General features: G+C 75.1%; 6 protein-coding genes and 2 tRNA genes. 3 read left to right on the top strand and 5 right to left on the bottom strand.

Going from position 1 to position 9,451, the window contains the following annotated elements; translation table 11 throughout:
• Position 1: 1 nt before the first annotated feature.
• Positions 2-74, bottom strand: a tRNA-Arg gene (locus tag IEZ12_RS19345).
• Positions 75-271: 197 nt separating this feature from the next.
• Positions 272-362 (bottom strand) — tRNA-Ser (locus IEZ12_RS19340).
• 201 nt (positions 363-563) lie between these two features.
• Between IEZ12_RS19340 and IEZ12_RS19335 the strand changes: the two genes are divergently transcribed.
• Complete coding sequence (locus IEZ12_RS19335; protein WP_189273123.1) at positions 564-3,779, top strand: hybrid sensor histidine kinase/response regulator; 3,216 nt, start codon at positions 564-566, stop codon at positions 3,777-3,779.
• A gap of 3 nt (positions 3,780-3,782) precedes the next feature.
• Here IEZ12_RS19335 and IEZ12_RS19330 read toward each other — a convergent pair whose 3' ends face one another.
• Together IEZ12_RS19330 and IEZ12_RS19325 are read right to left on the bottom strand one after the other, a co-directional pair.
• A complete protein-coding gene (locus tag IEZ12_RS19330) occupies positions 3,783-5,222 on the bottom strand; it encodes a sensor histidine kinase (RefSeq protein WP_229847693.1) in 1,440 nt (479 codons plus the stop codon).
• A gap of 4 nt (positions 5,223-5,226) precedes the next feature.
• Positions 5,227-5,904, bottom strand: a complete 678-nt coding sequence (locus IEZ12_RS19325; RefSeq protein WP_189273121.1) for a response regulator transcription factor — start codon at positions 5,902-5,904, stop codon at positions 5,227-5,229.
• Between the two features lie 133 nt (positions 5,905-6,037).
• Here IEZ12_RS19325 and IEZ12_RS19320 point away from each other — a divergent pair, with 133 nt between their 5' ends.
• Positions 6,038-6,661 carry a PepSY domain-containing protein gene (locus IEZ12_RS19320; protein ID WP_189273120.1) on the top strand — a complete coding sequence of 208 codons (624 nt, stop codon included), beginning with the start codon at positions 6,038-6,040 and terminating at the stop codon, positions 6,659-6,661.
• A 335-nt stretch (positions 6,662-6,996) separates the two neighbouring features.
• Here IEZ12_RS19320 and IEZ12_RS19315 read toward each other — a convergent pair whose 3' ends face one another.
• Positions 6,997-8,658, bottom strand: coding sequence for a long-chain fatty acid--CoA ligase (locus IEZ12_RS19315; RefSeq protein ID WP_189273119.1), 1,662 nt, complete (start codon positions 8,656-8,658; stop codon positions 6,997-6,999).
• A 334-nt stretch (positions 8,659-8,992) separates the two neighbouring features.
• On the opposite strand from IEZ12_RS19315, the gene IEZ12_RS19310 reads away from it, so the two are divergent.
• On the top strand, positions 8,993-9,451 hold a 459-nt coding region (locus IEZ12_RS19310; protein ID WP_373295498.1), incomplete at its 3' end, for an EamA family transporter.

The following is a 9,451-nucleotide window of genomic DNA, read 5'->3' as shown; positions in this document are numbered from 1 at the left end:
GTGCGCTCAGCAGGATTCGAACCTGCAACCTCTTGATCCGTAGTCAAGTGCTCTATCCGTTGAGCTATGAGCGCTCGCCCCGTCGGCCTTGGCCTCCTGGGCGGTGCGGGGACAACATTACATGACCGGCGACCTGGGGCGAAATTCATTGCCGTCGGCCCCGTCAAGGCCACCGCGGCGGCCGTCCGACAGCCGTTCGACGACTGCCGGATCGTTCGCCGGACAACGCAAGAGCCCCGTCGGTCTGTGACCGACGGGGCTCCCGGTGAAGCGGAGGCGGAGGGATTTGAACCCTCGATGGACGGTAAAGCCCAAACCGCATTAGCAGTGCGGCGCCATAGACCGGACTAGGCGACGCCTCCAACACCCGGACTGCGACCGGGACTCCGGCGCACTCCGTGCGACTGCGATGATGCCACAGCCGAAGGCTCCGGCACCAACCACCACAACGATACTGGCCGGGTCGTCCACGGCGCAAAGAAGAATGAGATACTCCAGTCTCCGAGGAGAGCCAGAGCCGCCCGTCGAAGCGGCGGCCCGAAGGCGTGAGGAGACCTGTCGACGTGAGCAGCAGGCCGACCCGAGGCGCTGCTCGCCTCGCCGCGATACTCGACGCACTGCCCGAGCCCCTGCTGCTGGTGAACTCCAACGGCACTGTGGTCGACGTCAACAAGGCCGCCGTGGAGAGCCTGCAGGCCCCCGGCACCTCGTTGGTCGGACGGGGAGTGCTGGACCTGCTGCCGGAGTTCGACCCCAGCCGAATCCCCGGTTCGATGCGGCCCCCGGCGAGCGAGACCCAGAGCCTGGAACTACCGGTCCGGATGACCGCCCGACGCACCGACGGCACCACCTTCGCCGTCGAGGTGTCCGGCAACGACTTCAAGGACGAAGGCGGCGGGGAGGCGCACGGGTTCCTGTCCTTCACCACCACCGACCAGGACCTGCTGCTGCTGCTGGTCCGCGATCTGTCGACGCGCCTGGGCGTGGAGTCCGAACTGAGGCGCCAGCACAAACAGACCGAGATGATCCTGCGGGCCGCGGCCGAGGGCGTCCTCGGCGTCGACCTGGAGGGCCGCGTGGTGCTGGTCAACCCGGCCGCCGCGCACATCCTCGACTTCCGGGCCAGCGAGCTCGGCGGCCGTGAACTGCACCCGCTGATCCAGCACTCGCAGCCCGACGGCAGCCCGCTGGCCGCCGAGAGCTCGGCGCTGAACGACACCCTGCACTCCGGCCGCAAGCACCGGATCCGCAACACCGTGCTGTGGCGCAAGGACGGCACCCCCGTCACCGTCGACCTGACCACCGCACCGGTCCGGGACGGCGAGCAACTGGTCGGCGCGGTCATGACGTTCACCGACCGCACCCACGAACTCGCCCTGACCGCCCGGAACGAGCACCTGACCGCCGTCCTGGAGTCCGAACTCGGCGGCGCGCTCGGCGCCCTGCACCGGCGGATCGACGCGCTCGCCGCCGACCCCGCCGGGCAGCTCTGGCCGGAGGCCAACTGGACGCTGCGCCGGCTCGCCGACGAGTGCCGCCGGTTCGGCCGGCTGATCGAGGGCGTGCTGGAGCACCAGCGCTTCGAGGCCGCCGCCGACCGCGGCAAGGCCGCGCTGGACCGTGAGCGGATCGGCCTGGACGAGGTCGTGCAGCTGGCCGTCGACCGGGCCGGCGAACTGGTCGGCCCCGGCCGGGTCCGCTACTCGGTGCACGCCGCCGCCGTGAAGGTGCTCGCCGACCGCGAGCGCCTCGCCCAGGCCCTCGCGCACCTGGTCGCCGACGTCAGCGGCGTCACCCCGGTGCCCGAGCCGGCCCGCGCCGAGGACGAATCCGCCACCGCCGGCGGGCCGTTCGCCGGCCCGGCGCCGGACCCGGGGCAGCCGCCGATGGTGGTGCTGGCCGCCGCGCAGCGCGGTCAGGTCGCCCGGATCGAGGTGCGCGGCCCCGCGCAGAGCGCCAGCGCCGTCCACCTGCCGATCGCCCGCGCGGCCGTCCAGCGGCACGGCGGGGTCCTGCAGCGGCACGACCTGCCCGGCGGCGGCGGGGCCACCTACGTGGTGGAGCTCCCGCTCGACCCCGACGGCGGCGACGGGGACACGCCGGACAAGCAGCAGCACGTCCCCAAGGACTCCGACACCGCGATGCTGCCCGACCTCCCCGGGCAGCCCGCCGCGGCCGAGTCGACGCCCGCCGAGGCCGACGGGCCGTCAAAGGCCGAGCCCGCCGAGGAGGACGCCGGCGTCGCCGCCCGGGCCGACGACACCCAGGGCTCCGGCCGGCGACGGGCCCGGCCGGCCCGCGACGAGGCCCCCCGGCCCGGCACGCCGATCGCCCTCGGGCCCGGCCCGTCCGCCGCCGAACCGGCCGCGCAGCGGCCCGCCGTCGAACCGCCCACGCCCACCGGGCGGCGGGCCCGGCGGGCGGCGCACGCGGGCTCCGGCGACAGCTCACCGGCGCTGCAGCTGCCCGGCGTCCCGGACCCCGGCACGGCGGTCTACCCGGGCCTGGAGAACGCGCTGCCGACCGCTCCGCCGGAACCCGTCACCCCGCCGAGCCAGCCCACCGGACGCCGCCGCCGGCTGGCCCTGCCCGCCGACACCGCGGAGAGCGCGGAGGAGGTGACGACGGTCCTGCCGCCCGTCCCCGCCGCGGCCCCCGAACCGTCCGCCGCGCTGGAGGTCACCCGGACCGCCGCGCCGCCCGCTCCCCTGATGCCGCCCGTGCCGCCGGCGCTGCCGGCCACGGCCGACGGCGGGCAGCCGCAGCCCGTCGGCAGCGGACTGGGCGAGCTCGTCCCGCCGCGGCCGATGGGCGGCCTCCAGAACGGCTTTCCGGGCACGTTCCCGCCCCCCGGGACGCCGCAGCAGGCCGAACTGCCCGCCGCCGGCGAGGGCGTCCCACCGGCCGTCAACGGGCATGCGCTGACCGCCGGTTCGGGCGACAGCGGCGGCGCGCCGGCGCTGCCCGCCGGGCCCGGCGCGGTCGAGGGCCGGACGCCGCCCCGGCCGATCGCCGAGCTGCCGCCCGCGAAGGAGCCCGCGTTCGACGGGCCCCGGCCGCTGCTGGTGTGGCCCGAGCCCGACCCGTCCACCCGCGGCGCGCTGGAGCACCGGGGCTTCCGCCCGGTCGTCGTGGCCTCCCGCGAGGAGGTCGACGCCCAGGTGCCGCAGACCCCCGCCGCGCTCTTCGTCGACCCGCTGACCGGCCCGATCACCCGCACCGCGCTGCAGGCGCTGCGCACCGCCGCCCTGGCCGGACGGATCCCCGTGCTGCTGGCCGCCGGACTCGGCCAGGCCACCCGGGACGCCGCCTACGGAGCCGACCCGGCTGTGCTGCTGCGCGCCCTGGCCCCGCGCGACGGCGAGAACCACGCCGCCCGGGTCCTGCTGGTGGAGTCCGACCCCGAGGTGGCCGCTGCCCTGGTCGCCAGCCTGGAGCGGCGCGGCATGCAGGTGGAGCACGCCGTCGACGAGAACGAGGCGGTGGCCCGGGCCAGCAGCATCCAGCCCAACCTGGTGGTGCTCGACCTGCAGCGGATCGAGCGCCGCAGCCTCGGCCTGCTGGACTGGCTGCGCGCCAACGACCGCCTGCACCGCACCCCGCTGGTGGTGTACACCTCGGCCGACCTCGACCCGCAGGCCCGCGCGGGGCTGCGCACCGGCGCGAACGTGCTGTTCCTGGCCGAGCGCTCCACCACCGAGGACGTGCAGGGGCGGATCGTCGAACTGCTGGCCCGGGTCGGCGCGTTGGGGCAGGTGGCGACGGCCGCGTCGTTCTGACGCTCAGTCGGCGGACCCGGCCAGCGGCAGACGGGCCACCAGGCGGGCGCCGGTGCGGGCGGGCTCGGCGGCCAGAGTGCCGCCGTGGTGCCCGGCGAGATCCCGGGCGATGGCCAACCCCAGTCCGGCGCCGCCCAGTTCGCGGCTGCGGGCGTCGTCGAGCCGGGTGAAGCGCTCGAACACCCGCTCCCGGTCGGCCGCCGGGATGCCCGGCCCGTCGTCGCACACCTCCAGCACCGCGTCCGGGCCCCGGACGGTGAGTCGGACCTCCACCCGGTCGGCGGCGTAGCGCTGCGCGTTGTCGACCAGGTTGGTGAGCAGCCTGGTCAACCAGGTGCGGTTGCCCAGCACCTCCGCGCCGTCGGCGAGTTCGGCTGCGACCGGGACGCGGTCGGCGGTGCGGGCGGCCAGCGCGGCGGCGAACAGGGCGGCCAGGTCGAGGAGTTCGACGGCGACCGGGTCGGCGGCGTCCAGCCGGGCGAGCAGCAGCAGATCGGCGGCCAGGTCCTGCAGGCGGACGGTGTCCTCCAGGGCGTCGGCGAGCAGTTCGGGCCACAGCTCGGGGTCCGGATGGGCCAGCGCTACCTCCAGCTGGGTGCGCAGCACCGCGATGGGGCTGCGCAGCTCGTGCGAGGCGTCGGCGATGAAGCGGCGCTGGCGCAGGCCCGCGTCCTCCAGCCGGTCCAGGGTGGCGTTGACGGTGACGGCCAGCCGGGCCACCTCGTCGCCGGTGTGCGGGACGGGGACCCGGCGGTGCAGGTCGTGGCCGGTGATCTCGGCGACCTCGGCGCGGATCGCCTCCACCGGGCGCAGCGCCCGGCCGGTGACCCGCCAGGTGACGGCCGCGACCAGCAGCACCAGCACCGGGACGCCGACGGCCAGCGCGGTGCCGGTGGTGTCCCCGGCGGCCTCGACGTCGCGCAGCGAGGCGGCGGCGTGCACGGTGAGCGGCCCGTCCGGTCCGGAGACGGACATGGTGATCACCTGCTGCCGGCGGTCGTGCAGCCGCGCCCCGACCACCAGCGGCCGTTCTTCGGGCGGGAGTTGGAGCAGGCTCCGGTCCGGGCCGGGGGCGCTCGGGCCGAGCGGGTTCGGGAGGGGCGGGCTCGGGAGGGGCGGCGCGGCGACCGGGCGGGCCAGCAGGTCCGGGGTGACGGCGACCGGCTTCCCGGTGGCGTCCAGCACCCAGACGGAGGATCCGCCGTGCGGGGCGAGGACCGACGGCAGGTGCTCGCGGGAGGCCAGCTCGACCACCTTGCCGGCCTGTTCGAACGCGGAGTCCCGGGCGGTGCGCAGCAGGTTGGCGTGCAGCACGGCGAGCAGCGCGGCCGAACTGCCGCCCAGCGCGAGCGTCACCACGGCGGTGGCGGCGAAGGTGGCCCGGGCCCGCACCGAACGCGGCAGCAGCCGCCGCAGGCGCGGCGGGACCCGTGGACGGCGCACGCGGTCAGCCACCGTCCACCGCCAGCCGGTAGCCCGCGCCGCGGACGGTGCCGACGGTGCTGCGGCCGAACGGGGCATCGATCTTGCGGCGCAGGGCGCTGATGTGGACCTCGACGATGTTCGGGTCGCCGTCGAAGGCGGAGTCCCAGACCTGCTCCAGGATCTCCCGCTTGGAGACCACTCCGCCGGCCGCCCGGGCCAGGCACTCCAGGACGGCGAACTCGCGGGCGGTGAGCCGCACTTCGGCGCCCGCGCGGGTGCAGGTGCGGCGGGCGGGGTCGATCGCCAGGTCGCCGAACTCCAGGGTCTGCGGCAGTCGGCGGCCGGTCCGGCGGACCAGGGCGCGCAGCCGGGCCACCAGCACCACGTACGAGAACGGCTTGGAGAGGAAGTCGTCGGCGCCGGTGTCCAGCGCCTCGGCCTCGTCGAGTTCGCCGTCCTTGGCGGTGAGCATCAGGATCGGGGTGTCGTCGCCGGCGGCCCGCAGCCGGGCGCAGATCCGGTAGCCGTTCAGCCGGGGCAGCATGATGTCGAGCACGATCACGTCGTAGTCGTGCTCGGTGGCCAGCCAGAGGCCGTCCTCGCCGTCGTGGGCGACGTCGACGGCGAACCCCTCGGCCCGCAGGCCGCGTTGCAGTGCGGCGGCGAGCCGCCGTTCGTCCTCGACCACCAGTACGCGCATGGGGACCAGGGTGGCAGGCGTCGGGCCGGGCGGCGGGGGCAACTTCAGCTTGGCTTCAGGCGGGTGGCGGCATGCTGGGCGCCCGGCCGGCGGATCGGTCCCGGCCGGGTCGTCGAGGGGAAGTGGTGGGCAGATGTCCGAGCCGCAGTCGGAGCCGCAGTCGCCGGAGCCGGGGCCGGGGCCGTTGGCGTTCGATCCGGAGGCCGAGTTCGAGAAGCCGGCCGGGGCGGCGTCGCGTCGGCGCCGGGTGCCGCTGCCGAAGCGGCGGGGCGGCCGCTGGGCGCTGGGCGCGGCGGCCGTGGTGGTGCTGGGCGTCGCCGCGACCGTGGCCGGGGTGGCGCTGCACCACCCGGAGCGCGGGCGGCCGATGTACGAGCGGGGGTTCGCGCACCGGGTGCCGGGCGCGCCCGAGGCACCCGATGCGCCCGGCGCGTACGGACGGCCGGGGACCCACCACGACGGGCTGCCGGGAACCCACCAGGACGGGCGGAGGACGGCGCACCGCGGCGCCGAGGGCGGCGGGGCGGCGAAGCTCGCTCCGGCCGCGCTGCCGGCCGTGCCCGCCGATCAGGCGCTGGCCAAGGCCGCGGGCGCGGTGCCCGGCGGGAAGCCGGACGCCCTGTCGGTGGTGGGCCGGGAGGGCGGCGGCAGCTCCTGGGCGGTGGAGGTGCTCGGCGCGGACGGGGTCCGCCACCTGGTGACGGTGGACGGCGCCGACGGGTCGATCACCGGCAACACCGTCGTGAACGGCCGCTGAGCGCACGCGAAGGGCCCCGCCGCGCTGCGGCGGGGCCCTCGGGGTCGGTCAGTGGCCGTTCACGACGGTGTTGCCGAGTCCGCGGCCGATCGGACGGCGGTCGGCGGTCGGCGGTCGGCGGACGGCGGTCGACCGGCACGGTGACGTCGAACGCCGGGGCGATCGACAGCACTGCGGTCACGCCGTCGTGCAGGCCGAAGCCGACGCCGATCACCCGCCGAGGAGCCCGCCGACGGCGCAGCCGGTGCGGCAGCGCAGCGTCGCCCGGGCGACGCTGGCCCGGCCCGTCGTGGACGTCCGCCACCGGCCGCTCACCCGGCACACGCCGTTCGTGGTCAGCCCTTGCCGATCACCGTCACGTCCAGCCGGTCGGCGGCGTAGTCGGCGCGGATCACCTTCTTGTCGAACTTGCCCACCGAGGTCTTCGGCACCGCCTCGATCAGCGACCAGCGCTCCGGCAGCTGCCAGGAGGCGACCCGTTCGGCCAGGAAGGCCCGCAGCTCGGGCAGTCCGGCGGTGGCGCCGGGGCGCAGCACCACGGTGGCCAGCGGGCGCTCGCCCCACTTCTCGTCCGGGACGGCCACCACGGCGGCCTCGGCCACCTCGGGGTGGGCCATCAGGTGGTTCTCCAGGGCCTGCGAACTGATCCACTCCCCACCGGACTTGATCACGTCCTTGGCCCGGTCGGTGAGGGTCAGGTAGCCGTTGGCGGTGATGGTGCCGACGTCGCCGGTGCGCAGCCAGCCGTCCGGGCTGAACTTGTCCTCGGGCCGGATCGCCTCGCCGTCCGCGCCGCCGAAGTACGCCCCGGCGATCCACGGGCCGCGCACCTCCAGCTCGCCCTCGGCGACGCCGTCGTGCGGCATCGGTTCGCCGCCGGGGCCGATCAGCCGGGCCTCCACGGAGGCGGGGAAGACGCCCTGGGTGACCCGGTAGGTCCACTCCTCCTCGCCGGTGACGCCGGCCGGCGGGTGGGCGACGGTGCCCAGCGGGGAGGTCTCGGTCATGCCCCAGGCGTGGATGACCCGGATCCCGTGCCGCTCCTCGAACGCTTTCATCAGCGCGGGCGGGCAGGCCGAGCCGCCGATCACCACGGTCTTCAGGGTGGAGGTGTCGTAGTCGCCGGCGTCCAGCTCGTCCAGCAGGCCGGTCCAGATGGTCGGGACGGCGGCGCTGAAGGTCGGCTTCACCTGGTCGATCATCGCGGCCAGCGGCTTGGGCTGCAGGAAGCGGTCCGGCATCAGCAGGCTCGCGCCGGTCATGAACGCCGCATGCGGGATGCCCCAGGAATTCACGTGGAACATCGGGACCACCGGCAGCACGGTGTCGCGGGCGGTCAGGCCGAAGCTGTCGGCGGCGATGATCTGCATCGAGTGCAGGTAGATCGACCGGTGGCTGTACACCACGCCCTTGGGGTCGCCGGTGGTGCCGGAGGTGTAGCAGAGCGCGGCGGCCTGCTTCTCGTCGATGTCGGTCTGCCACGGGTAGTCGGTCCGGCGGCCCGCGATCAGTGCCTCGTAGTCGTGCACCGTCCCCTCGAAGCCCGCCAGCAGCGCCGGGTCGTACGGCCCGGCCACCACCAGGTGCCGGACGACGTCGCCGACCTGCGGCAGGACGGCGGCGAGCAGCGGCAGCACCGAGCCGTTGACGATCACCACCCGGTCCGCGGCGTGCCGGAGGATGTACGCCAGCTGGTCGGCGGGCAGCCGCAGGTTCAGGGTGTGCAGCACGGCGCCCATGGACGGGATCGCCAGGTACGCCTCCTGGTGCTCGGTGTTGTTCCACATCAGGGTGCCGACGGCCTCGCCGTCCGCCACGTCGAACTCCTCGCGGAGCGCGTGCGCGAGCTGCGCGGCGCGGGCGCCGATCTCGGCGAAGGTCCGCACGACCGGGCCGTTCTCGGTCCAGGTGGTCACGGTCGACCGGCCGTGGATGGTGGACCCGTGCTGCAGAATCCGGGCGACGGTGAGTGGAACGTCCTGCATCGTGCTGTACACCAGGGTCCTCCTTGACCGGCCCGCGGTTGTTACCCGCAGGTAGTAGGCGATGCCCTCGATTGTTTCCCCGGCACACCCGCGCTGTCAGTAGCCGCAACCGAGATGAGACCGACGCCGCCGACCTGCTCGACTGTCCGTCTCCGCGCGTGTCCGTCCGGGTCCACGGCGTGTTCGGAATCCGGGACTCCGCCACTGTTCCCATGGTCGCGCCCCGGAGGCCGGTGGGCGGCGGTCGCCCCCGATCGACGGGCGACAGTCGGCCTCGACCGGTGGGCGGCAGCCGAGGTGGTAACCGTCTTTGACCAAAAGCACTCCTTACGCCACACTCGATCTCATGCCAGGCACCTCCCTCACCGTTGAAAGCACTACTGAACTCCCCGCTATCACCTCCATTTCCAAGGTCGAAGGCGGCTCCGGTCGGGCGCGGGCCAGCGGAATGCGACGACGGCTGGGCGGCATCCCGGCCCCGGTGCTGTGCGTGGTCTCGATGGTGGCGGTGCAGCTCGGCGTGGCGGCCTCCAAGCCGCTGTTCGGAGTGCTGGGAGTGGCCGGCGCGACCTTCCTGCGGATCTCCTTCGCCGCCGTCGTCCTGCTCGCCTTCACCCGCCCCCGGCTGCGCGGCCGCAGCCCGCGCGACCTGGCGATGGCCGGGCTGCTCGGCGTGGCGTCCGCCGGCATGACCCTGCTGTTCGCCGCGGCCGTCGACCGGCTGCCGATGGGCACCGCCGCCACCATCGAGTTCCTCGGCCCGCTCGCCGTCGCGCTGGTCTTCGCCCGCCGCGCCGGACACGTG

The sequence above is a fragment of the Kitasatospora griseola genome (assembly GCF_014648555.1).
GTDB lineage: Bacteria > Actinomycetota > Actinomycetes > Streptomycetales > Streptomycetaceae > Kitasatospora > Kitasatospora griseola.
Note: the sequence above shows the minus strand (reverse complement) of the source record. Positions and strands in the feature narration are given on the sequence as shown.

Coding starts and splice junctions, on each gene's coding strand:
- IEZ12_RS19325 (WP_189273121.1), bottom strand. CDS start 5,904: ATGCGCGTACTGGTGGTCGAGGACGAACGGCGGCTCGCCGCCGCACTG.
- IEZ12_RS19320 (WP_189273120.1), top strand. CDS start 6,038: ATGTCCGAGCCGCAGTCGGAGCCGCAGTCGCCGGAGCCGGGGCCGGGG.